The organism is Cryptosporangium sp. NPDC048952, assembly GCF_043197895.1.
Taxonomy (GTDB): domain Bacteria; phylum Actinomycetota; class Actinomycetes; order Mycobacteriales; family Cryptosporangiaceae; genus Cryptosporangium.
Window position 1 is genome coordinate 256,945 of the sequence record NZ_JBICTY010000003.1, and the last position, 23,516, is coordinate 280,460.

At 71.0% G+C, this 23,516-nt stretch carries 24 protein-coding genes; 19 read left to right on the forward strand and 5 right to left on the reverse strand.

The genetic code is table 11. From position 1 onward, the window contains the following. Positions 1-20: 20 nt before the first annotated feature. Together ACGFY5_RS17225 and ACGFY5_RS17230 are read right to left on the reverse strand one after the other, a co-directional pair. Positions 21-611, reverse strand: a complete 591-nt coding sequence (locus ACGFY5_RS17225; protein WP_392720886.1) for a DUF3515 family protein — start codon at positions 609-611, stop codon at positions 21-23. Between the two features lie 11 nt (positions 612-622). Then, positions 623-856, reverse strand: a complete 234-nt coding sequence (locus ACGFY5_RS17230; RefSeq protein WP_035868703.1) for an Lrp/AsnC family transcriptional regulator — start codon at positions 854-856, stop codon at positions 623-625. 120 nt (positions 857-976) lie between these two features. Here ACGFY5_RS17230 and ACGFY5_RS17235 point away from each other — a divergent pair, with 120 nt between their 5' ends. The 3 genes from ACGFY5_RS17235 to ACGFY5_RS17245 all read left to right on the forward strand — a co-directional run bounded on the left by ACGFY5_RS17235 (position 977) and on the right by ACGFY5_RS17245 (position 3,702). Then, entirely contained in the window at positions 977-1,915 is a 939-nt protein-coding gene (locus tag ACGFY5_RS17235) for a thiamine-phosphate kinase (RefSeq protein WP_392720888.1), read from the forward strand. A 190-nt stretch (positions 1,916-2,105) separates the two neighbouring features. After that, positions 2,106-3,194, forward strand: coding sequence for a serine/threonine-protein kinase (locus ACGFY5_RS17240; RefSeq protein ID WP_392720890.1), 1,089 nt, complete (start codon positions 2,106-2,108; stop codon positions 3,192-3,194). A gap of 19 nt (positions 3,195-3,213) precedes the next feature. Continuing rightward, on the forward strand, positions 3,214-3,702 hold the full coding sequence (locus ACGFY5_RS17245) for a GNAT family N-acetyltransferase (protein ID WP_392720893.1): 489 nt from the start codon (positions 3,214-3,216) through the stop codon (positions 3,700-3,702). A gap of 52 nt (positions 3,703-3,754) precedes the next feature. Here the strand turns inward: ACGFY5_RS17245 and rpmB are convergent, their stop codons facing one another. Then, a complete protein-coding gene (gene rpmB, locus ACGFY5_RS17250) occupies positions 3,755-3,946 on the reverse strand; it encodes a 50S ribosomal protein L28 (protein ID WP_035857150.1) in 192 nt (63 codons plus the stop codon). A 194-nt stretch (positions 3,947-4,140) separates the two neighbouring features. On the opposite strand from rpmB, the gene ACGFY5_RS17255 reads away from it, so the two are divergent. The 11 genes from ACGFY5_RS17255 (at position 4,141) to ACGFY5_RS17305 (ending at position 13,872) form a co-directional block, all read left to right on the forward strand. Then, a complete protein-coding gene (locus ACGFY5_RS17255) occupies positions 4,141-5,703 on the forward strand; it encodes a DAK2 domain-containing protein (protein WP_392720895.1) in 1,563 nt (520 codons plus the stop codon). Between the two features lie 135 nt (positions 5,704-5,838). Continuing rightward, complete coding sequence (recG, locus tag ACGFY5_RS17260) at positions 5,839-8,070, forward strand: ATP-dependent DNA helicase RecG (RefSeq protein ID WP_392720897.1); 2,232 nt, start codon at positions 5,839-5,841, stop codon at positions 8,068-8,070. 76 nt (positions 8,071-8,146) lie between these two features. Then, positions 8,147-8,704, forward strand: coding sequence for a 16S rRNA (guanine(966)-N(2))-methyltransferase RsmD (gene rsmD, locus ACGFY5_RS17265; protein ID WP_392720899.1), 558 nt, complete (start codon positions 8,147-8,149; stop codon positions 8,702-8,704). After that, positions 8,701-9,183 (forward strand): pantetheine-phosphate adenylyltransferase, encoded by a 483-nt coding sequence (gene coaD / locus ACGFY5_RS17270; RefSeq protein ID WP_392720901.1) that lies wholly within the window; start codon positions 8,701-8,703, stop codon positions 9,181-9,183. Before rsmD ends, coaD begins: the two co-directional genes overlap by 4 nt. 87 nt (positions 9,184-9,270) lie before the next feature. Next, the gene (locus ACGFY5_RS17275; RefSeq protein ID WP_344654125.1) at positions 9,271-9,765 is read left to right on the forward strand and encodes a hypothetical protein; all 495 of its coding nucleotides are present in this window, start codon (positions 9,271-9,273) and stop codon (positions 9,763-9,765) included. 110 nt (positions 9,766-9,875) lie between these two features. Further along, positions 9,876-10,460: a YceD family protein gene (locus ACGFY5_RS17280; protein WP_392720903.1), complete on the forward strand. Its 585-nt coding sequence runs from the start codon at positions 9,876-9,878 to the stop codon at positions 10,458-10,460. Between the two features lie 28 nt (positions 10,461-10,488). Next, positions 10,489-10,662 carry a 50S ribosomal protein L32 gene (gene rpmF / locus ACGFY5_RS17285; protein WP_035857142.1) on the forward strand — a complete coding sequence of 58 codons (174 nt, stop codon included), beginning with the start codon at positions 10,489-10,491 and terminating at the stop codon, positions 10,660-10,662. 89 nt (positions 10,663-10,751) lie between these two features. After that, positions 10,752-11,798, forward strand: a complete 1,047-nt coding sequence (locus tag ACGFY5_RS17290) for a phosphate acyltransferase PlsX (RefSeq protein WP_392720905.1) — start codon at positions 10,752-10,754, stop codon at positions 11,796-11,798. Beyond that, positions 11,795-12,586 carry a ribonuclease III gene (gene rnc, locus ACGFY5_RS17295; RefSeq protein WP_392720907.1) on the forward strand — a complete coding sequence of 264 codons (792 nt, stop codon included), beginning with the start codon at positions 11,795-11,797 and terminating at the stop codon, positions 12,584-12,586. The genes ACGFY5_RS17290 and rnc overlap by 4 nt, the downstream gene beginning before the upstream one ends. Next, on the forward strand, positions 12,579-13,451 hold the full coding sequence (gene mutM / locus ACGFY5_RS17300; RefSeq protein ID WP_392720909.1) for a bifunctional DNA-formamidopyrimidine glycosylase/DNA-(apurinic or apyrimidinic site) lyase: 873 nt from the start codon (positions 12,579-12,581) through the stop codon (positions 13,449-13,451). The genes rnc and mutM overlap by 8 nt, the downstream gene beginning before the upstream one ends. A gap of 37 nt (positions 13,452-13,488) precedes the next feature. Further along, a complete protein-coding gene (locus ACGFY5_RS17305; protein WP_392720911.1) occupies positions 13,489-13,872 on the forward strand; it encodes a response regulator transcription factor in 384 nt (127 codons plus the stop codon). A gap of 115 nt (positions 13,873-13,987) precedes the next feature. Here the strand turns inward: ACGFY5_RS17305 and ACGFY5_RS17310 are convergent, their stop codons facing one another. Continuing rightward, entirely contained in the window at positions 13,988-14,836 is an 849-nt protein-coding gene (locus ACGFY5_RS17310) for a CAP domain-containing protein (protein WP_392720912.1), read from the reverse strand. A 133-nt stretch (positions 14,837-14,969) separates the two neighbouring features. Between ACGFY5_RS17310 and ACGFY5_RS17315 the strand changes: the two genes are divergently transcribed. From ACGFY5_RS17315 to smc, 3 genes are all read left to right on the forward strand, one after another. Beyond that, on the forward strand, positions 14,970-15,287 hold the full coding sequence (locus ACGFY5_RS17315; RefSeq protein WP_392720913.1) for an acylphosphatase: 318 nt from the start codon (positions 14,970-14,972) through the stop codon (positions 15,285-15,287). Between the two features lie 250 nt (positions 15,288-15,537). Then, entirely contained in the window at positions 15,538-15,741 is a 204-nt protein-coding gene (locus ACGFY5_RS17320; protein WP_035857136.1) for a hypothetical protein, read from the forward strand. A 123-nt stretch (positions 15,742-15,864) separates the two neighbouring features. After that, entirely contained in the window at positions 15,865-19,452 is a 3,588-nt protein-coding gene (smc, locus tag ACGFY5_RS17325) for a chromosome segregation protein SMC (RefSeq protein ID WP_392720915.1), read from the forward strand. A 251-nt stretch (positions 19,453-19,703) separates the two neighbouring features. Here smc and ACGFY5_RS17330 read toward each other — a convergent pair whose 3' ends face one another. Next, a complete protein-coding gene (locus tag ACGFY5_RS17330) occupies positions 19,704-21,407 on the reverse strand; it encodes an alkaline phosphatase D family protein (RefSeq protein ID WP_392720917.1) in 1,704 nt (567 codons plus the stop codon). A 135-nt stretch (positions 21,408-21,542) separates the two neighbouring features. Here ACGFY5_RS17330 and ftsY point away from each other — a divergent pair, with 135 nt between their 5' ends. Beyond that, positions 21,543-22,706 (forward strand): signal recognition particle-docking protein FtsY, encoded by a 1,164-nt coding sequence (gene ftsY, locus ACGFY5_RS17335; protein ID WP_392720919.1) that lies wholly within the window; start codon positions 21,543-21,545, stop codon positions 22,704-22,706. Beyond that, positions 22,703-23,491 carry an aminoglycoside phosphotransferase family protein gene (locus ACGFY5_RS17340; protein ID WP_035857132.1) on the forward strand — a complete coding sequence of 263 codons (789 nt, stop codon included), beginning with the start codon at positions 22,703-22,705 and terminating at the stop codon, positions 23,489-23,491. Before ftsY ends, ACGFY5_RS17340 begins: the two co-directional genes overlap by 4 nt. Positions 23,492-23,516: the final 25 nt, after the last annotated feature.

Consider the following 23,516-nt stretch of genomic DNA (forward strand, 5'->3'; position numbering starts at 1 on the left):
GGCGGGCGCCGCTTCCGGCGTCAGCCCGCGGCCGGCACCGAGTCGAGGATCGGCTTCGACAGCGGCCGCAGCAGCGAGCCGGGGCGTCCGACGTTGTAGGGCGCCGGAAGCCGCACGTCCACCGCGGTGCTCAGGTTGAGCGCTCGCAGGAACGTCACCTCGTCGCCTTCGGTGACCAGCCAGGACACCCCGTCGACGGCGAGCACCTGACCGGTGCTGCCGGCCGTGGTCGCGGGCGGGCCGACGCCGCAGCGCAGCACGATCGCCGGGTCACCCCAGGCCGCCGCGCGCTCGGACGCGGACGGCGGCTCCACCGGCCGGCTGTCGTGCTCGTCGAGCGTCACCGGCAGGTTCGCCAGCAGCGCACGGCAGACGGTCTCGGTCTTGGCGTCGATCGTCGACGGCTTGTTGTTGACCGACAGGTCGACGGCGACCGGTCCGGTCTCCGGGGCCTTCGGATCGTCGTCGGCGAACCCGCCGGCCCACCAGAACCAGCCGAGGCCGACCAGTACCGCGAGCGGGACCGCCACCAGCGTCGCGGTGATCGAGGCGCGGATGCGCTCGGTCCTGGTCGCCGCTCGCGGCTCGGGGGTCATGGTTTCCGTGGGCACTGTGGGCACGGTCAGAGGTGGACGACCGAGCAGGTCAGCGTCCGGGTGATGCCCGTGACGCTCTGCACCTTGCTGACTACCAGCGAGCCGAGCTCGTCGACGGTCTCGGCCTGGGTGAGCACGATGACGTCGTACGGACCGGTCACCGCGTCGACCTGGACGACGCCGGGAAGGTCGCTGACCGTAGCGGCAACATCCCGGGCCTTGCCGACCTCGGTCTGGATGAGGATGTATGCCTGGACCACGGACACGCTCCCTGTAACGCCATTCGACACCGTCCGTACCGGAACGACGGATGGTAGGACGGATGCACGCTACCGCAGGCCGTGGCAGCTCAGAGCGGGGGCAGGGGAGGAGAGAGCGGCGTGACGGTGTCGGACATCGGGGAGCTCGGTCTGCTGGAGCGGGTGTTCCCGCGGCTGCCGCAGAGTCGGGACACGGTGGTGGGGCCCGGCGACGACGCGGCGCTGCTGACCGTCCAGGGCGGTCGCGTGGTCGCCACTACCGACATGCTGGTCGAGGGCCGCCACTTCCGGCAGGACTGGTCGAGCCCAAGTGACATCGGCCGGAAGGCGGCCGCGCAGAACCTCGCCGACGTCGCCGCGATGGGCGGCGTGGGCACCGCGCTGCTGATCGCGCTCGCGCTGCCCGCTGACACCGAACTGAGCTGGGTGGAGGCGTTCTACGACGGCCTGCGTGCGGAGTGCGAGCCGGTCGGCGCCGGTGTGATCGGTGGTGACCTGGTGCGCTCCGAACACGGCATCACGATCGCGGTGACCGCGCTGGGATCGATGGGGGGCCGCGAGCCGGTCACCCGCGCCGGGGCGAAGCCGGGTGACGTCGTGGCGATCGCCGGACGGGTCGGCTGGTCGGCCGCCGGGCTGGCGGTGCTCTCGCGCGGTTTCCGGACGCCCAGGGCCCTCGTCGACGCCCACCGCTTCCCGTCGGTGCCCTACGCGGCCGGTCCGGTCGCCGCCGGGCTGGGCGCCACGGCGATGACCGACGTGTCCGACGGCCTCGTCGCGGATCTGCGGTCGATCGCCGTCGCCAGCGGCGTCTCGATCGAGATCACCACCGACGTGCTCGAGGTGACCCCGCAGATGCGTGACGCGGCCGCTGCGTTGGGTGTCGATCCGGTGCGTTGGCTCCTGGATGGGGGCGAGGACCACGCATTGCTCGCAACTTTTCCGGCTGGAATCGAAATTCCTGAGCCGTGGCTGACGCTCGGCCGGGTGGTGCGGGGTCGCGGCGTCTACGTCAACGGGCAACCCAGCGATGACCAGGGATTCGACCACTTCCGCTGACCCCAGGGTGAGCTTCGTCTCAGGCAACCGCTATGGTCGCCGATGGGTGATTTGGGCCGAATGGCCGTAGCGGCTTCAGGGCGGCGTGCGCCGGTTCCGGCGTTTCGTCCACCCGTTCGGAGGCTAACCCGCCTCCAGCGAGCCGATACCTCCAGCGGGTCGACGTAGTGACGAGGGGCAGGGCGGATTTGTGAAGGCGACCGAGACCTCTCTTGTTTCCGACCCCCCACTCGTCCTCGACGGGCGGTACGAAATCGAAGAGCGTCTCGGCGGCGGTGGAGCCTCGGACGTCTACCGGGCGAAGGATCTCCGGCTCGGCCGCTCGGTCGCGGTGAAGATGTTCCGCACCCGCGCCGGCGCCCACTCCGACCGGCGATGCGGTGACGAAGCCCGCTTGCTGGCCGCGCTGAACCACACCGGACTCGTCGCGCTCTACGACGTCGGCTGGCACGACGACCGCGAGTACCTGGTCATGCAGCTGGTGGAAGGCCGCACGCTGGGTCGCCGCATCGCGGCCGGTGCGTTGCCGCCGCGGGACGTCGTCCGGGTGGGTGCGGTGCTCTCCGACGTCCTGCACCACGTGCACGCCCGGGGCATCGTCCACCGTGACGTGAAGCCGTCCAACGTCCTCTGTGCCGACGAGGGCTCGGTGTTCCTCGCGGATTTCGGCATCTCCCATCCCACCGGCGCGGAGGAGACCGACTGCTCGGGCGTGGTGGTCGGAACAGCTCCGTACCTGGCGCCCGAGCAGGTACAGGGCGGACGGGTCGGGCCACCCTGCGACGTGTACGCCCTCGGCCTGGTGCTGCTGGAGTGCCTCACCGGCAAGCGTGAGTACCCGGGTGGGCAGCTGGAGGCCGCGATGGCCCGGCTGCACCGCGAGCCGGTGGTTCCCGATCACACGCCCGCGCCGCTGGGACGGCTGATCCGCTCGATGACCGCGCTCGACCCGAGCCGGCGCCCGACCGCACTGCAGTGCCGGAAGCTGCTGGCCGTGCACGACCCGCAGATGGCCGCGTCGATCGAACGTCCGGCGTTCATGATGGCACCGGCTGCGCCGGACTCCTCGGAGCTGCCCACCGCTGAGGTCGTCGTCGCGTCCGTGTCCGAAGAGATCGTGATCGACGACGTCGAGCAGCCTGACGAGGACGTCGAGACCGGGCAGCTGGAGGAATCGGCAGCGTACCGACGCGGTACCGGTGCGCACCGCCGTCGGCGCGGACCCGGCCTCTGGTCGCCGCGGAGCCGTACCGCCGCGACGGAGGCCCGCGCGAGCTGACTGTGGCACCGTGGAGGACGTGACTTCTGCTGCCACTGGGGTCGCACTGCGACCGTCCGCGTACGACTCACCCGAAGCCATTCCGCTGATCGCCGCGCTCCAGGACGAGTACCGGGTGCGTTACGGCGGCCCCGACGAGACGCCGGTCGATCCCGCCGAGTTCGCGCCCCCGCGAGGGCGGTTCGTCGTCGCCTGGCTCGGTGACGAGCCGGTCGGCTGCGGTGGCTGGCGCGACGACGCCGCCGATCCGGGGCGCACCGCGGAGGTCAAGCGCATGTTCGTCTCGGGCGCGGCCCGGCGTCGCGGCGTCGCGCGGTTACTCCTGGCCGAGTTGGAGCAGTCGGCGGCGGCCGCGGGGTACGCGCGGATGATCCTGGAGTCCGGGGACCAGCAGCCGGAAGCGACGGCGCTGTACGGGGCAGCGGGATACGTGCCGACGGCGCCGTTCGGGCTGTACGCCGACGCGGACGGCTCGATCCACCTGGAGAAGGACCTGACACGACGATGACGCGCGGCCCACTGGGCCACGCGTCATCGGTACAGCTGGGTGCGTCGGGGCGTCAGCCCCGGACGACCTTGCCGGCCTTGATGCAGGAGGTGCAGACCTGCTTGCGCACGGTCGTGCCGCCACCCGCCGGGACCCGAACGGTCTGGATGTTCGGGTTCCACCGGCGGTGGGTGCGCCGGTGGGAGTGCGAGACCGACATGCCGAAGCCCGGCCCCTTGCCACAGACGTCGCACACGCTCGCCACGGAAACACTCCTGCACTAGATGGTCACGATGCCGCCGCGCTGCGGTGAGCACGGGGATACGCCCGCGAAATCGCGGGACACCGGAACAGCCTACCTACTCGGTTGAGCGGCGCCAAACCGGCCGGGGTCGCCGGGGGTCCGGCTGCCCTGATGGGCCACCATACGAAGGCGAGACCAACCCCGGAGGGTGCTGCGTGCGCGACCGCCTCGACGCCGACTCGGTGCGGCGCTGGTGCATCGGCACGCTGGCGGCGCTGCGCCGCAACCGCCAGGAGATCGACGCCCTCAACGTCTTCCCGGTGGCCGACTCCGACACCGGCACGAACCTCGTCCTGACCCTCCAGGCCGCCGTCGAGACGCTGGACGGCGACACCGCACGGGACGTGTGGGGCGCGATGGCGCGGGGAGCCCTGCTGGGCGCACGGGGCAACTCCGGGATGATCCTGTCGCAGCTGCTGGCCGGTGCCGCCGACGCGCTGCCGGTCGGCACACCGGTGCGGGGACGCGCGCTCGCGGCGGCGCTGGAGGCGGCGGTCGCCGCCGGGTACGCGGCGGTCGTCGAGCCGGTCGAGGGCACGGTGCTGTCGGTGGCGGGTGCCGCCGCGCGGGGCGCGGTGGCCGCTGACTCCGACGACCTCGCCGCTGTCAGTTCCGCCGCGCTGCGCGCGGCCCGGCTCGCGCTGGAGGACACCCCCGCGCAACTCGCGGCGCTCGGCCTGCCCGACGTGGTCGACGCCGGTGGGCGCGGCCTGGTCGTGATGCTCGACGTGCTGGACGCGGTGGTGCGGGGTGCGGCGATCGACTACTCGAGCCCGCCCGCCCACGGGCCACTGCCGGTCACCGGGAAGCAGGAGGGGTGGGAGGTCCAGTACCTCCTGGACGTGGCCGGTGACGCCGACGTGCTGATCGCGGGCCTGCGGTCGCGGCTGGCCGCGGTGGGGGATTCGGTGGTCGTGGCCTGCGCGGACCCCCGGGCCGGGGTCTGGACCGTGCACGTGCACGCCGACGACATCGGGGCCGCGCTGGAGGCCGGGCTGCTCGCCGGGCGCCCGCACCGGGTCGTCGTCACGCCGCTGATGGTCGATCCGGACAAAACCGTCCAACCTTCGAGTCCAGCGTACGACCGGGTCGTGGTGGCGATCGTCCCCGGTGCGGGGCTCGCGCAGTTGTTCGCGGCGGCCGGGGCGGTGCCCGTGGCGGACGTCGACGCGCTGGTGGACACGGTGGAGCGCACCGGGGCGTCCGAGGTGGTGCTGCTGCCGAACGACGGGGCGCACGCCGCCGCGGCTGCGGCCGCCGCGAGGGCGGCCGGTCCGGGGCGGACCGTTTCGGTGCTGCACACCCGCTCGCCGGTGCAGGGCATCGCGGCGCTGGCGGTGGCCGCCGCCGGTCGGCCGTTCCGGGACGACGTCGTCGCGATGGCGGAGGCGGCGGCCGCGACCCGGTCGGCGGAGGTGGTGGTCGCCGATCGGGCGGGGCTGACGGTCGTCGGTCCGTGCGACGTCGGTGACGTTCTCGCGCTGGTCGACGGCGACGTCGTGGCGATCGGTGCGGACGTGGCCGGCGTGGCACGCGACCTGCTGGATCGCCTCCTCAACGCCGGCGGCGAGCTGGTCACGCTGGTAACCGGCGCCGAAGCACCCCCCGGGCTCGGCGACGCGCTGAACGCCCACCTGCACACCCGCTGGCCGTTCTGCGAGGTGCATCTCCTGGATGGTGGCCAGCCCCGCTCCGCCCTGCTGATCGGCGTCGAGTAGCCCGCGCCCCCACCCGGGCGCCCACATCCACCCCGCGCCCCGCGGGGTGGATTTGTCGTAGGAGGGTGGTAGGAGTTGAGCGCCCGGGCCCGTCCGTCGCCCGGGGCGACCGACAGCCGGAGAGGTGACCCCTCGGTGCAGCCCACCCTCGCTTCGCCGTTGCGCGACGCGGTCGGAGACAAGACCGCGAAGGCGCTGATCGAGAAGCTCGACCTGCACACGGTCGGCGACCTGCTGCACCACTACCCCCGCCGGTACGCCGAACGCGGTGAGGTCTCCGACCTGGGTGCCCTCGAGATCGGCGAGCACGTCACGGTGGCCGCCAAGATCGACAAGATCACCGTGCGCCCGATGCGCCAGAAACCCCGCAGCAAGATGCTCGAGGTCACCGTCACCGACGGCCGCCGTTACCTGCAGCTGACGTTCTTCAACCAGGCCTGGCGCGAACGCCAGCTGACGATCGGCCGCTGGGGCCTGTTCTCCGGCAAGGTCGGCCAGTTCCGCGACAAGCTGCAGCTCAACCAGCCCGACTACCAGCTCCTCGCCGAGCCCGGCGAACTCGCCGACAGCCAGGGCAGCGACGTGCTGGCCGAGTTCGCCAACGCGCTGATACCGGTCTACCCGGCCGCGGCGAACGTGCCCACCTGGACGATCGCCCGCGCGGTCCGCGCCACGCTCGACATCCTCGCCGACGTCGACGACCCGATGCCGGAGGCCATCCGGCGCCGGCGTCACCTGCCCGACCTGGACGGCGCGTTGCGCGCGATCCACCAACCGGCGTCCAAGGAAGACCTCTACCGGGCGAAGTACCGCCTCAAGTGGGATGAAGCGTTCGGGTTGCAGGCCACACTGGCCCAGCGCCGCCTGGCCGCCGCCGCGCGTCCGGCCACGGCCCGGCCCCCGCGCCTCGGTGGTCTGCTCGAGGCGTTCGACGCCGCGCTGCCGTTCGCACTCACCGAGGGCCAGGCCCGCATCGGCGACGAGATCGCCGACGACCTGGCCGCCGAACACCCCATGCACCGGCTGCTCCAGGGCGAGGTCGGCTCCGGGAAGACGGTCGTGGCGATCCGGGCGATGCTCCAGATCGTCGATTCCGGAGGCCAGGCCGCCCTGCTCGCGCCCACCGAGGTGCTGGCCGCGCAGCACGCCCGCTCGATCAGGGCGATGCTCGGCCCGATGGCCCGCGCCGGCGAGCTCGACGCCGCCGAGACCGCCACCCGGGTGGCGCTGCTCACCGGTTCGCTGGCCGCGGCCCCCCGCCGGGCCGCGCTCGCGGAGGCCGCCGACGGCTCCGCCGGGATCGTCGTCGGCACGCACGCGCTGCTCTCCGAGGGCGTCGAGTTCGCCGACCTCGGTCTGGTCGTCGTCGACGAGCAGCACCGGTTCGGCGTCGAGCAGCGGGACGCGCTGCGCGCCAAGGGCGGCGAGACGCCACCGCACGTGCTGGTCATGACCGCGACACCGATCCCGCGCACGGTCGCGATGACGGTCTTCGGTGACCTGGAGACTTCGGCGCTCACCCAGCTGCCCAGCGGTCGGTCGCCGATCGCCACCTCGGTGGTGCCGGTCGCGGAGAAGCCGGGATGGCTGGCGCGCGCCTGGCAGCGGGTGAACGAGGAGGTCGCGGCCGGCCACCAGGCGTACATCGTCTGCCCGCGCATCGGGGAGGCGACGGCCGAGGAGGAAGACGAGCTCGACGGCGCCGACGACCCGAACCTCGAGCCGCCGCCCGAGGACGAGGGAACCGCGAAGCGGCCGCCGCTCGCGGTGCTCGAAGTGGCGCCGAAGCTCGCCGAGGGTCCGCTGACCGATCTGCGGATCGGCATCCTGCACGGCAAGCTGCCGCCCGACGAGAAGGACGCGGTGATGAGCGATTTCGCCGCGCACCGGCTCGACGTCCTGGTGGCCACCACCGTCATCGAGGTCGGCGTCGACGTCCCGAACTCCACCGCGATGGTGATCATGGACGCCGACCGTTTCGGCGTCAGCCAGCTGCACCAGCTGCGCGGACGCGTCGGCCGGGGGAGCGCGGCCGGGCTGTGCCTCCTGGTCACCGACGCCCCGGCCGGTACGAAGGCCCGCGAGCGCCTGGACGCGGTGGCGAGCACCACCGACGGTTTCGAGCTGGCCCAGCTCGACCTCGAACAGCGCCGGGAAGGCGATGTCCTCGGCGTCGCGCAGTCCGGACGCCGCTCGCGGCTCAAGCTGCTCTCGCTGATCCAGGACGAGGACGTGATCAAGGACGCCCGCACCGAGGCCACCACGCTGGTCAGCGAGGACCCGGAGCTGCGCGCCCACCCGGGCCTCGCCGCGGCCGTCGACGCCCTGGTCGACCCCGACGCAGCCGACTACCTCGAGAAGACATGACCGAGCGCTTGCGCGAGGTCCGGCGAGCAGAGTCCGCCTCGGGTCATGACGGCGCCGACCGTAGGGAGGCGCCGTCATGACCCGGATCGTGGCGGGCGCGGCCGGGGGGCGTCGGATCGACGTCCCGCCGGGGCGGGGTACCCGGCCGACGTCGGACCGGGCGCGGGAGGCGATGTTCAGCGCGGTGCAGGCGGCGCTCGGGCTGGAGGGCGCCGCGGTCCTCGACCTGTACGCCGGATCCGGCGCGGTCGGGTTCGAGGCGCTGTCGCGGGGAGCCGCCCACGCGGTGCTCGTCGAGTCCGATCCGAAGGCCGTGCGGACGCTCCGCGCGAACGCCGCGGCGCTGAAACTGCCCGGTGCGGAGATCTGGTCCGGCCCGGTCGAGCGGTTCGCCGCTGCACCCGCTACGCGCCAATTCGACCTGGTTTTCGCGGATCCGCCCTATGCGCTGTCCGCAGCGGCGCTGACCAGCGTGCTCACCGATCTCGAAACCTCTGGTTGGCTCGGTTCAGACGCGCTGGTCATCGTCGAGCGCGCCACCCGCGACGAGGCCTGGGTGTGGTCGAAACCACTGGTCGCGGTGCGTGAGCGCCGTTACGGCGAGGGAACGCTTTGGTACGGTCGCCGTTCGTGAGACGCGCTGTGTGTCCTGGATCTTTCGACCCGGTGACGAATGGTCATCTCGACATCATCGGACGGGCGAGTCGCCTCTACGACGAGGTCGTGGCGGCGGTTCTGATCAATCCGCGCAAGGCCGGTCTGTTCACGGTGGACGAGCGCATCGAGTTGCTCGAGGAGGTGACCGCCTCCTACGGCAACGTCCGCGTGGACACGTTCAGCGGCCTGCTCGTCGACTACTGCAAGGCCAACGACATCCCGGTCGTCGTCAAGGGCCTGCGAGCGGTCAGCGACTTCGACTACGAACTGCAGCAGGCCCAGATGAACCACGGCTTGGCAGGTGTGGAAACCCTGTTCATGGCTACCAACCCGTTGTTCTCGTTCCTGTCTTCCAGCCTGATCAAAGAGGTCGCCAAGTACGGTGGCGACGTGTCCGCACACGTACCGGAAGCGGTACGACGTCGTCTGGTCGATCGGCTCGATACTCAGCCCTAAAGGCCACGACATGCCTCCGAGGTCGCCGGGGTATGCCGGAAGCGGCAGGATGACGACACCTTCGAGCTACCGAACCGGAGCCGTGTTGTGGACCCACTCGACAGAATCGACGAGATCAGTGCGTTCGTGGAGTCCGCGCGCTCGATGCCCATGTCGTCGAACGCGATCGTCAATCGCAACGAACTGCTCGGGATGCTCGACGAGCTCCGCGCCGACCTCCCGACCGAGATCCGGCGCGCGCAGGCGTTGCTGGACGAGCGCGACAAGGTGATCGCGGCCGGCCAGCGGGAGGCCGACCGCATCGTCGGCGAGGGTGAGGTCGAACACCAGCGGCTGGTGTCGGTGGCGGAGGTCACGGTCTCCGCCGAACACGAGGCCGCGCGTATCGTCGGGGAGGCCCGCGCGGAGGCGCAGCGCCTGCGTGACGAGGTGGAGGAGTACGTCGACACCACGCTCGCCAACTTCGAACAGATGCTCAACCGCACCCTGGCGACGGTGGAGCGGGGCCGTGACAAGATGCGCGCCCTCTCCGAGATCGGCGGCTTCGACACCACCGCTGAGGAGCGCCCGCTCCCGTTCTGAACCAGAAGCAGTACGCTTGTACGTCGGGCCTTCAGCCGAGCCCGATTCGATTCTGGCCGTCGTACTCAGGTAGAGTTCCCCGACGGCCTCACCAGCGCCGAAAGATCATCATGCCCGAGAACAGGAAGACGCAGGAGCGCCTCGACCACCGGAAGCCCCTCGTGTTCGATACACGCGAGGTCGGTCGCCGGCCAGGATCGATGAAGCGCCTACGCCGCCCCGTCCCCGTGCCGGAAGATCTCGCGTTGGACCTGGTCCGGGTCCCGGTAGGGGCCACGCTCGATCTCGACATCAGGCTCGAGTCGGTACTGGAAGGCGTTCTCGTCTCCACCACCGTCTCGGTTCCGCTCGAGGGGGAGTGCGGTCGCTGCCTCGAACCGTTCCAGGACACCGTCGACGTGGACATCCAGGAGCTGTACGCCTACCCGGACAGCGAAACGGACGAAACGACCGACGAGGACGAGGTCAGCCGGTTGCAGGGAGATTTTCTCGACCTGGAGCCGGCGCTGCGGGACGCGGTGGTGCTCGCACTGCCGACCAACCCGCTGTGCCGCGACGATTGCCCCGGCCTGTGCCCCGACTGCGGGGTGCACTGGGACGATCTGCCGCCCGAGCACTCGCACGACGTAGCTGACCCCCGGTGGGCCGCGCTGCAGTCGCTGCAGGACCCGGGCAACGGCAGCCAGCCGAAGTAACCCATCGAAGAATTCAGGAGCTAGAGCCGTGGCCGTTCCGAAGCGGAAGATGTCGCGCAGCAACACCCGCTCGCGCCGCGCCCAGTGGAAGACCACCGTGGTCAACACGCAGCCCTGCGACCGTTGCCGGTCGCCGAAGCTGCCGCACGCGGCGTGCTCGAACTGCGGCTACTACAACGGCCGTCAGGTCGTCGCGGTCTGAGCCCGAGGAGACGCACAGCCGGTAACCCGGCGCACGTCTCCGCCGCGGCGTCTCCGGACGCCGCGGCGACGTACGCCCGGGCTGCTGTCGTGCGTCCGGTCCGGGTCGCGCTGGACCTCCTCGGGGGCGATCGTGCTCCCGACGCTGTCGTCAACGGTGCACTCGCCGCGCTTTCCACGGATCCAGAGCTCCACCTGGTTCTCGCGGGGCCGGTCGGGTTGCGCCCCCGGTGGGCAGCCGTCGCCGATCGGGTGACGTTGCTGCCCACCGACGAGAGCGTCGGGATGGCGGACGCTCCGGTCCGCGCCGTCCGCACCAGCCGCACTTCGGTGCGGCTGGCGGTCGAAGCGGTCCGGCACGGTGCTGCCGAGGCGGTGGTCAGCGTCGGCTCCACCGGCGCCGTCGTGGCCGCTGCCGTCACCGAACTGGGCAAGCTGTCCGGGTTTCGTCGCCCGGCGCTGGCCGCGGTGCTGCCCGCGCTCGCGCATCCGGTCGTTCTCGTCGACGTCGGCGCGCACGCCGGTGCGTCCGACGCCGATCTGGTCCGGCACGGGCGTCTCGGCTCCGCGTTCGCGCGGACGGTCCTCGGCCTCGACCGGCCCCGGGTGGGGCTGCTGTCGATCGGTACCGAGCCCGGCAAGGGCGATCCGCTCCGCAAGAGGGCCGATCGTGGCCTGACCGGGAGCGGCCTGAACTACATCGGTCTGGTCGAGGGGTACGACGTGCCGCTCGGCGGCCGCGCCGACGTCGTCGTCACCGACGGCTTCACCGGCAACGTGGTGCTCAAGACGCTGGAAGGGTCGTTGGCGCTCGCGGGCGCGGTCCCCGCGGCCGAGCAGCGCGGGCCTTCCCGCCGCGCCGCCACACTCTTGGGCGTCGCGGGAACCGTCGTCATCGGGCACGGTGCGGCGTCGCCTGCCGACGTCGCCGACTGCATCGCATTGGCAGCCGCCGCGGTTCGCGAGAACCACCTGGCAGTGCTCCGCGCGATGCTCGAGAACTCGGATCCGGTCACGGACTACGACGACGGGGTCCCCATCGAGGCCGCGCCGGCCCCCGTCGGCCAGGCACACAACCGCTTGCAGGCACGAATGGCCGCCGTTGTCGCGGCCCCCGGAGAGAAGGCACGGCGATGAGGGAGCGACCCCCCGCAGCGCTGCTGGAGGAAGCGATCGGCGTCGATCTGGACGCGGACCTGCTCACCCGCGCGCTGACCCATCGGTCGTACGCGTACGAGAACGGCGGACTGCCGACCAACGAGCGGCTGGAGTTCCTCGGCGACGCCGTCCTCGGCCTGGTCATCACGTCGTCGCTGTACCTGAGCTATCCGGACCTGCCCGAGGGGCAGCTGGCGAAGCTGCGCGCCTCCGTGGTGAACATGCGCGCGCTCGCGGGTGTCGCCCGCGACCTTGGCCCGGGTGGGCTCGGCGCGCATCTCCTGCTCGGCAAGGGCGAGGAGGCCACCGGCGGCCGGAACAAGGCGAGCATCCTGGCGGACACGCTGGAGGCGCTGCTCGGCTCGGTCTACCTGGAGCACGGTCTGGAGACCGCGGCCAAGGTCATCCACCGCTTGTTCGACGATCTGATGCTGGACGTCGCCCAGCGCGGTGCCGGGTTGGACTGGAAGACCAGCCTGCAGGAGTTGACCGCCAGCAACGCGTTCGGTGTGCCGGAGTACCGCGTCACCGAGGCGGGTCCGGACCACGCGAAGACGTTCACCGCCACCGCTGTCGTCGGCGGCGAGGAGCTGGGTAGCGGCGAGGGCCGCAGCAAGAAGGAAGCGGAGCAGAAGGCCGCGGAGCTGGCCTGGCGCACGCTGCGCAACCGGATCGACGCCGGTGCGACCCCGGGCGCGGCCTCGCCGGCGAGCGCGGTGACGCCGAAGATCGTCGACCCGGGTGCAGCAGACACCAAAGATGCCTGAACTTCCCGAGGTCGAGGTCGTTCGCGGTGGGCTGGAACGGTGGGTGCTCGACCGTCCGATCGAGTCGGTCGAGGTGTACAACCCCCGCGCGATCCGTCGGCACACCGCCGGCCCGCTGCACTTCGCCGAGGTACTGACCGGCCGGAGGCTGCTCGCCGCCCACCGGCGCGGCAAGTACCTCTGGTTGCCCACCGACGGCGGCGACGCCCTGATCGGCCACCTCGGCATGAGCGGCCAGCTGCTGGTGCAGCCCGCCGAGTCACCGGACGAGACGCATCTGCGGGTGCGGCTGCGGTTCGCCGGCTACGAACGCGAGCTGCGTTTCGTCGATCAGCGCACGTTCGGTGGTCTGTCGGTCGAGCCGTTGCCCGCGCCCGGCAGCGACCGGGAGAACGTGCCGCCGAGCATCGCGCACATCGCCCGTGATCCGCTCGACCCGCTGTTCGACGCGACCGCGTTCGCGACCGCGCTACGACGCAAGCGGACCGGCGTCAAACGAGCGCTGTTGGACCAGACGTTGATCTCCGGCGTGGGGAACATCTACGCGGACGAGGCGCTGTGGCGGGCGCAGCTGCACTACGCGCGCCCGACCGAGACCCTGACCACCCCGCAGGTCCAGCGGCTGCTCAGCGGCGCGCAGGACGTCATGCGCGAGGCGCTGGTGCAGGGCGGTACCTCGTTCGACGCGCTGTACGTGAACGTCAACGGGGAAAGTGGTTACTTCGACCGGTCGCTGGCCGCGTACGGGCAGGAGGACCGGCCGTGTCCGCGGTGCGGGACGGCGATCCGCCGGGACGCGTTCATGAACCGGTCGTCGTACAGCTGCCCGAAGTGCCAGCCGAAGCCTCGCCGCGCGCGGTGGTAATCGGGGTATATGTCGCATTACGTGCGAAAATGCCCGCATGAGCACGATCCTGATCGCGGACGACGACCGTGACATCCTCGACCTGGTCGCCTTCAAGCTCAGCGCGGCCGGGCACGAGCTGATCACGGCGACCGACGGTGCCACCGCGCTCACCGAGGCCCGGCGTTCGGTGCCGGACATCGTCGTCCTCGACGTTTCGATGCCCGGGATGTCCGGGCTGGACGTGTGCCGTGAACTCCGCGCCGAACCGATGACCAGCAGCGTCCCGGTCATCCTGCTCACTGCCCGCGGCCAGGAGTCCGATGTCGAGGCCGGCTTCGACGTCGGCGCCGACGACTACATCCTGAAGCCCTTCAGCCCGAGGGAGCTCCAGAATCGGATCACCGCCATGCTCGGCAGATCAATGCGCGGAGCGCAGTAGGTATGAACCTGGAGCCCGCTCAGGGCGGCGCTGCCAGTCGAGCGCGAAGCCGCCGCGTATAACTGAATACTCCAGGGTTCGCGCTCGCCTGGCAGCGCCGTTCTGAGCGGGCCGCTCACTCCGCGCCGAACATCTGAGTCCAGTACACGGTGCCGCCGGAGTCGATGGCGCGGCCGATGCCGATGGCCTTCGACGAGCAGTTGAGGATGTTCGCGCGGTGGCCCTCGCTGTTCATCCAGGCGTCCATCACGGCTTCGGCCGTCTTCTGGCCCTGCGCGATGTTCTCACCGGTCGGAACCTCGTAGCCGGATTCCTTGGCCCGGTCCCACGGAGAAGCGCCGTCCGGCGTGTTGTGGGAGAAGTATCCGCGGGCGATCATGTCCTGGCTGTGCAGCAGCGCTGCCGACGTGAGCTTCGCGTCGGCGTGCACCGGGTCGCACCCGGCCTGGGCGCGGGCGCTGTTGACCAGCGCGACGACCTCTTCGGTCTCGTTCGCCGCCGAGAGCGTCGACGGGGCTTCCTCGCCGCCGTCCTCGGCTTCGGTCGAGTCGGACGCTTCGCTGCTCGGCGCCTCCGACTCGGGTTCTTCGCTGGCCGGTAACGGCGACTCGGACTTCGCGTCGGGGGCCGCCGCGGCGGGCCGCTTCGAACGGCTCGCGGTCTCACCGCTGGACGAACCCGCCTCGGTGCTCGCGGCCTCGACGGGTTCACTCTCCGTCGTGTCGACCGAAACCGGAGCACCGCTCGCGGTCTCCAGCGTGTCGGCGCCGGCGCGCCCGAGATAGAAGGGGAGCCACGCTCCTACGGCGACCGACGCGAGCACCACGAGGGTCAGAACGCTCCGGGTGCTGAACCCGGCACGCTGACGCGTCCTGCCGCGTCCCCCGGCGGATCGCCACGGGGCCGGACCGACTTTGTCGGCCTGCCGGTGGCGGGGTCGGTAACTGCTCCGTTGGTGCTCCATCGGCGGCAACATTAGGAACGCGTGAGACCGCCACACCAGACCCACGCCGCAACCACAAGGTCGGTTTAATGCGCGGTTACAGTTGGCAGCCGTGAACCAGGGTGAACCCGCCGAGGGTGGCGTACCTCGTCAAGTGACCCCTAGGGAAGCTCGTCAACCCCTAGACGCACCGTCGCCGGATCCGGTTCGACTGACCGCCTGGGTTCGTGGGCGGGTCCAGGGCGTCGGTTTCCGATGGTGGACGCGGAGCCGCGCGCTGGAGCTCGGTCTGGTCGGCTGGGCGAGGAACTCGTCGGACGGGCGGGTCGAGGTGGTCGCCGAGGGCCCCGAGGAGCACTGTGATGCACTCCTCAATCTCCTGCGCGGAGAAGGCACTCCGGGACATGTCGATCACGTCACTGAGCGGTTCAGTCGTGCGAAGGGCGGACTGTCGGGTTTTCGCGAGCGCTGACGTGGGTATGGGCGAATGTGGCGGAGCCCATCCCCACGCCTGGCGTGACCTTGGACGCCTGACCCCGTAAGCTGTTTGCGGACCATTTCGGTGGACTGCGTGACCAGGGGTTAACGGCCGCCCTTCACGCACCGGCCCTGCGATGCCCCTGCCTGAACGTTCGGGCAGGTATCGCGCCAGGGGTCGGTGTTTCGCGCGTCTGCGGGTCACCATAAACACGGCGTTCGAACGCCCATACGAGGAGACACCAATGGCGAAGGCCCTCTTCGGCCACGTCGGCAACGTTGCTGACGGTCGACTGCGCGACGAGGTAGTACGGCTGCGCGGGACGGTACGGACGTTGGAGTTCGAGGTGGCTCGACTCCGCGCCGAGAACGACCGGCTCGTGGCCGAACTTTCCGACCGCGATTCGGAGCTGAGCCGGGTGGCTGAGCTGGAGCACCAGCCCGTCTGAGGCACCCGGGTCGATGACCGGGCCGCCGCACCGGCCCGCTCCGACACGGCCCCGTCTGCGCGGATCGTTGCTGGTGGGGAAGGTATGGTCTGATGACACCTTCCCCCACCCAGGCAGAGTCCCGTGCATCTGAAGAGCCTCACGCTGAGGGGCTTCAAGTCCTTCGCGTCGTCGACAACACTGCGGTTCGAACCGGGCATCACCTGCGTCGTGGGGCCCAACGGGTCGGGCAAGTCGAACGTCGTCGACGGCATTTCGTGGGTTCTGGGTGAGCAGGGCGCCAAGGCGCTGCGCGGCGGCAAGATGGAAGACGTCATCTTCGCCGGAACGGCGGGACGTGCACCGCTCGGTCGCGCGGAAGTAACTCTGACGATCGACAACCACGATGGTGCGTTGCCGATCGAGTACGCCGAGGTTTCGATCACTCGGCGGTTGTTCCGTACCGGAGACTCCGAGTACGAGATCAACGGTGATCCGTGCCGTCTTCTCGATATCCAAGAACTCCTGTCGGATTCGGGTATCGGGCGCGAGATGCACGTCATCGTCGGCCAGGGCCAACTCGACAGCGTTCTGCAGTCGCGCCCGGAGGACCGCCGCGGGTTCATCGAGGAAGCCGCCGGTGTCCTGAAGCACCGCAAGCGCAAAGAAAAAGCGCTTCGCAAACTCGACGCCATGCAGGCGAACCTCACGCGGCTCACGGACCTCACGACTGAGTTGCGTCGCCAGCTCAAGCCGCTGGGGCGACAGGCCGAAGTGGCCCGCCGTGCGGCCGGCGTTCAGTCGGCGCTGCGCGATTCGCGTCTCCGCCTGCTCGCCGACGATCTGGTGACGCTGCGTACCGCGCTGGAGCAGGACGTCGCCGACGAGGCCGCGATCCGCACCCGCCGGGCACAGGTCGACACCGAGCTCGAGGCGTCCCGGGCCCGCGAAGCCCAGCTGGACACCGAGATGGCGGCCGACGCTCCGGTGCTGGCAAAGGCCCAGGACACCTGGTACCGGCTTTCCGCGCTGCAGGAACGTCTGCGCGGTCTGGCGCAACTCGCCGACGAGCGGCTGCGCTACCTCTCCGCCGAGACGGAGGACAGTCGCCCCAGCCGTGACCCGGAAGCCCTCGAGCGCGAGGCCGCTGTGGTCCGTGAGCAGCACGAGGCGCTGACCGAGGCGCTCGAGGCCGATCAGGACCGGCTGGCCGAGGCCACCGAGGCGCGTGCCGAATACGAGCGGCGCGCCTACGACGCCGAGCGCGCCCACGTGGCCGCTATGAAAGCCGTGGCCGACCGTCGCGAAGGTCTGGCGCGGCTCACCGGTCAGGTCAACGCGCTGCGTACCCGCGCCACCGCCGCCGAGGACGAGATCGCCCGGCTCTCCGCGTCGCTGGGTGAGGCCCGTGCCCGCGCCGACGAGGCGCAGGGGGAGCTGGAGGTCGCCCAGGAGGCCGCCGAAGGTCTCGACGAGGGCGACACCGACCTGTTCGCCCGGCACGCCGCGGCCCGCGAGGAGCTCGAGGCGGCCGAGGCGCGGGTCCGTGAGTTGACCCAGACCGAGCGGGTCGCCGAGCGCGAGGCGTCCGAGTGGAAGGCGCGCCAGGAGGCGCTGGCGCTCGGCCTGTCGCAAAAGGACGGCGCCGGCGCGTTGCTGGCCGCCGGCGACCAGGTGCCGGGGCTGCTCGGGAGCGTCGCCGGGCTGCTCTCGGTCGAGGCCGGCTACGAGGCCGCGCTCGCCGCGGCGCTCGGCGGCCTGGCCGACGCCGTCGCGGTGGCGTCCATCGACACCGCCGCCGACGCGATCAGCTGGCTCCGCTCCGCCGACGCGGGCCGAGCCACCCTCTTCGTAGCCGACGGGGGCGGGTCGGCCTACGGGCCCGGCGACGGCGCCGATGGGCCGTGGCCGAATGTGCCGGACGGGGTTCGGTGGGCGGTCGACCTGGTGAAGGTCGGGGACGATCTGCGGCCGGCCGTCCGGCGCGCGTTGCACCAGGTCGCGTTCGTGCCTTCGGTCGACGCCGCTCGCGCGCTGGTGTCCCGCGAACCGAGCATCCGGGCGATCACCCCCGAGGGCGACGTCATCGGGACGACCGAAGCGGGCGGTGGCGCTGCCAAGGCCCCGAGCACGCTCGAGATCCAGGCCGCCGTCGACGACGCCCGCGACCGCCGCGCCGAGGCCGAACGCCGCGGCGAACGGCTCCGGGCGCAGCTCGAAGCAGCCCGCGCCGAGGTCGACACCCGCAAGGAAACCGTGCGGGTCGTCGCCGCCGCGCAGAAGGAAGCCGAAGGTGCCCGGCACCAGGCTTCCCGCCGCATCGCCGAACTCGCCGCAGCGGCCCGCTCGGCCCGCGGCGAGGCCGACCGCCTCGCGCAGGGCCGCCAGCGCGCCGAGGAGGCCCGCGACAAGGACCTGGAGGGCCTCGCGGCGCTCGAGGAGCGTCTCGTAACCGCCGAGGAGACGCCGCTGGACGACGAGCCGTCCACCGACGAGCGCGACGAGTTCAACGCGCTCGCCAGCCAGGCCCGCCAGAACGAGATGGAGGTGCGGCTCGCCGTCCGCACCGCCGAGGAACGGGTGCGCTCGCTGGCCGGCCGCGCCGAGTCACTGGAGCGCGCAGCGGCCTCCGAGCGCGCGGCCCGGGCCCGCGCCGAAGCGGCCCGCCTCGCCCGCGCCCGCGGAGCCGCGGTGGCGCGGGCGGTCTCGTCCGGTGCCCGCCTGGCGCTGACCCGCATCGAAACGTCGCTGATCGCGGCCGCCGACGAACGCGACGCCGTCGCCGAGGCCCGCGTCGCACGCGAGGCGGAGCTCACCGGCGTCCGCGCCCGGGTCCGCGAGCTGGCCGGCGAGATGGACCGGCTCACCGACGCGATGCACCGCGACGAGGTCGCCCGCGCCGAACAGCGGATGCGCATCGAACGGCTCGAGTCGAAGGCCTCCGACGACTTCGCGATCGACGTCGAGACGCTGACCACCGAGTACGGGCCGCAGATGCCCGTACCGCCGACGCAGGCGGAGATCGCCGAGGCGGAGAAGAACGGCGAACCGGCGCCGCCCGCGCTGCCGTACCACCGGCCCACGCAGGAGAAGCGGGCCGCGAAGGCCGAGCGCGACCTGCAGCTGCTGGGCAAGGTCAACCCATTGGCGCTGGAGGAGTTCGCGGCGCTGGAGGAGCGGTTCAAGTTCCTCTCGACGCAGCTCGAGGACCTGAAGGACACCCGGCGCGACCTGCTGGTGGTCGTCAAGGAGGTCGACGACCGCATCCTCGAGGTGTTCAAGAGCGCGTTCGAGGACACCCAGCGCGAGTTCGAGATCGTGTTCCGCACGCTGTTCCCCGGCGGGGAGGGGCGGATCTTCCTCACCGACCCGGACGATCTGCTGACCACCGGCATCGAGGTGGAGGCGCGGCCGCCGGGCAAGAAGGTCAAGCGGTTGTCGCTGCTGTCGGGTGGGGAGCGGTCGCTGACTGCGGTGGCGCTGCTGGTGGCGATCTTCCGGGCGCGGCCCTCGCCGTTCTACGTCATGGACGAGGTCGAGGCGGCGCTGGACGACACCAACCTCGGGCGTCTGATCACGCTCCTGGAGCAGCTGCAGGAGTCCAGCCAGCTGATCATCATCACGCACCAGAAGCGCACGATGGAGATCGCTGACGCACTGTACGGCGTCAGCATGCGCGGCGACGGCATCACCCAGGTGATCAGCCAGCGCCTGAAAACTGTGCCTGCCTGAAAGCGGCGGTAACCGCTTAGCGTGCCGCGCGGTAGTAGTACCCGTCCTCGTAGCAGTAGTAGTCGGTGCCGGCCGAGCCGGACTCCTCGTAGGTTTCGGTCCCGTAGCTCATCGTCCTGCTCCTTCCGGCTGGTCCCGGGTGGTGCGCCCGGCGTGCACCAAGAATGACCCCGCCGTCGGGCGGGGTCGTTCCGCTGCCCGACGGCCAAACCGTTCGCCCGCGAACGCCCCACAGGCAGTAGGGGGCGCGGCTAGGAGATTTGGGCTCGGGCTGGGAAGGGGGCCACCGGGTCGGCGGTGGTGTTGTCGCGCCAGGAGAGGGGGGTCTGGTTCACGGTGGCCAGCCGGGGCGCGCTGCCCGGCGTCCGGAGCGCCCGCTCGAGGCTGAACCGGGCGACCCGCCCGTCGATCACGAGCGTGCCCAGCTCGTTGCCGTAGAACGGCCCAGCGAGCCGCTCCCACCGCACCGGCGACTTGGGCACCTTCGCCCACCGCGCGAGCGGCCGCGCAATAGCGGCCGCGGTCCGACTCCACCCCACGGTGAACCCGATCTTGATCGCCCCCGGCACCGTCTGGTGCACCGGCGACACGACGAGCTGATACACCGGCACCGACCCGGGCGGATCGAACGACGCCTTCGCGACGTACGCGTGGTGCACGTCCCCCGACAACACACTGATGCTCGCCGGCTTCGGCCCCCGCTCACCCCGCGACACCGCCGCGAGCATCTTCCCGAGCCGCTCGAACGAGTCGGCGAACGCAGCCCAGTGCTCCAGATCGGCCGCCCGACGCACCAACTCACCGAACTTCGCCAGCCGCGGCCCCCGCGACCCCGCACACAACGCTTCGTTCCAGTTCTCCACGTGGTGGATCGCCCACGGCAACAACCACGGCAACGACGACGCGATGAGCAGGTGGTCGTAGTCCCCGTCGAGCTGTTCGGCGAGCCAGTCGAACTCGGCGTCGCTGATCATCGTGCGCTCGGTCTCGGTGAGCACGCGCCCGCACCGCGTGTCCACGACCAGCACGCGGGTGCGTCCGTAGTCGATCTTGTAGCTCCACCGCATACCGGCGGCGTCCTGGTCGCCGTCCACCTCGGCGTCCGAGGTCGCGGCCAGCCGCTCCAGCAACGGTCCGGCGTCAACCCCGGCGTCACCGGCCGCGCGAACGGCCAGCCACATCGAGTCGGTCGCCAGATCGTCGGGGGAGAGATTCCCTAAATGCTGGTACACCCAGTAACTGGTGAGCCCACCGATGATGCGCGAACGCCACCACGACGTCCGCTCGATGTCGCGCCGCCACTCGTACGAGGTGTTCCAGTCGTCACGCACGTCGTGGTCGTCGAAAATCATCGCGCTCGGCACGTTGGCCAGCAGCCAGCGGATGTCGGGATCGGTCCACGACTCGTGGTACAGCACCGTGTACTCCTCGAAGTCCGCCACTTCGAGGAACGGCGGCACGTCGATCGGCCGCCGGTCGCGGATGAATTCCTGCGTCTTGGGTGACGTGTTGTCGGCGTACACCTGGTCGCCGAGCAGCAGGACGGCGTCGGGCCACCGGTTGGGTTCCTCGGTGGCCATCCGCTGCGCGTACGTGTCCAGCGCGTCCGGCTCGTACCCGAGCTGTTCGAGCGCACTGGGCGTGGCGTGCCGGCACGAACCGAAGATCAGCCGTTGCGGCCGGTCGGGGTCCAGCGTCCGCAGCACGGACGGCGGGTACACCGACTCCTTCTCCGGCCACACCACCGCGTCGTCGAGTCTCACCTCGTACGCGTGCTGGGAGCCCGGCTCCAGGTCGTCGATCACGACGAGCGCGTAGTGGTGCCCGTGGACGCTGAACGTCCTGGCGGTACGGCCCAGCACGTCCACCTCGCAGGGGACGTCGGTTTCCACCCACAGGGTCACGCTGGTTTCGGTGACGTGCCGGAGGAGTGGGCCCAGTACGAGCTCAGCCATCTCTGCCAATCCTGTCGTCGGTGCAGCGTGCAGGCTCTGTCATTCCCCGCTAGTCCATCATTCCGAACGTGTCCGTGCGTATTCCCTGTGGAGCCACGACGCCGCGGGAAGCACGGGTCTGACAGGATTCGTGTCATGGAGTACCTGATCCTCGGAGCGATCCTGCTCGTCGTGCTCATCGGCGCGGGTGTGGGACTGGTCGTTCCCCGCCGCCGTGGCCGGATCGATCTGCCGCCGGTGACCCCGGGCCAGGTCGCCGACGAGGTCACCGACGAGGCGCGGGGCGGCACCGACACGCTGGCTCCACCACCACCGGTCGAAGAGGCTCCGGTGGTCGTCGAGCCGACGGCGCCCGCCCTCGACGTGCCGGAACCCACGGCCGGGCGGCTGGTGCGCCTGCGGTCCCGTCTCTCCCGCTCGCAGAACGCGCTCGGTCGCGGTCTGCTGACGCTGCTCTCCCGCGATCATCTCGACGACGACGACTGGGAAGAGATCGAGGACGCGCTGATCACCGCCGACGTCGGGGTGACCGCCACCACCGAGATCGTCGAGCGGCTGCGCGAACGCACCCGGGTCCTGGGCACGCGCACTCCCGACGATCTGCGGAAGCTTCTCGCCGAGGAACTCGTCGCCGCGATCGGCGCCGATGTCGACCGGTCGCTGCGCACGCTGCCGCACGACGACCGCCCCGCCGTCGTCCTGATGGTCGGCGTCAACGGCGTCGGGAAGACGACGACCTGCGGAAAGGTCGCACGGGTTCTGGTCGCCGACGGACGCACCGTACTGCTCGGCGCAGCCGACACGTTCCGTGCCGCAGCGGCAGACCAACTGCAGACCTGGGGCGAGCGGGTCGGCGCCGAAACCGTGCGGGGCCCGGAAGGAGCCGACCCCGCTTCGGTGGCGTTCGACGCGGTTCGGCAGGGAATAGCGTCGAAGGTCGATACCGTGCTGGTGGACACCGCTGGCCGGTTGCAGAACAAGGTGGGTCTCATGGATGAGCTCGGCAAGGTCAAGCGGGTGATCGAGAAGAACGGGCCGGTCGACGAGACCCTGCTCGTCCTCGACGCCACGACCGGTCAGAACGGCCTGTTGCAGGCCCGGGTGTTCACCCAGGTCGTCGACGTCACCGGGGTGGTGCTCACCAAGCTCGACGGCACCGCCAAGGGCGGCATCGTGATCGCCGTCCAGCGTGAGCTCGGCATCCCGGTGAAGCTGATCGGCCTCGGAGAGGGCCCGGACGACCTGGCTCCGTTCGAGCCGGCGGCGTTCGTCGATGCGCTCCTCGGCGAGGCAGCGTGACCCAACAGGAGATCCCGCTCGAGGGCGGAAGCGTCAGCACGGTCGTCCGGGTCGGAGACACCGTCCGCCGGACGGCCGGCCCGTGGACGCCTGCCGTGCACGCGCTGCTGCGTCACCTCGAGGCCGTGGGGTTCACCGGCGCACCCCGCGCGTTCGGCATCGACGAGAAGGGGCGCGAGGTTCTCTCGTACCTCGACGGCGAGACCGGGGAGTATCCACTCAAGCCGCACTGGACCACCGACGAGGCGCTGGTCACCGTGGCCACCATGCTGCGGCTGTTCCACGACGCCCAGGCCGGTTTCGTGCCGCCGCCCGGCACGCGGTGGCGCTCGTTCGGGCCTCCGCCGCCCGACACCGAGGTGATCTGCCACCACGACGCGGCGCCGCACAACGTCGTCTGGCGGCCCGACGGCACGCTGGCGATGATCGACTTCGACCTGTCGTCGCCCGGGGCGCGCATCTACGACGTGGCGTACTCGGCGTGGACGTGGGTGCCGCTCTTCTCCGACCGGGACTCGCGCACGCTCGGCTGGCGGCACCCTGATCGGCCGCGGCGCCTCCGCCTGTTCGCCGACGCCTACGGATTGACGCCGCGCGACCGGGCCCGGTTGGTGCGCACGATTCGTACGCGGATCGTCGATCACATCGAGGGAATTCGGCGCATGGCCGAGGCGGGGGAACCGGCGTTCGTGCGTATCGTGCAGAAAGGTCATCTCAAGCGCCCGGTGCGCGACCTCCGTTTGATCGACCACGAGCGGCACCTCCTGGAGCACGCTCTTCGGTAGGTGGGCGGCGGGCTCCAGGTTCAGG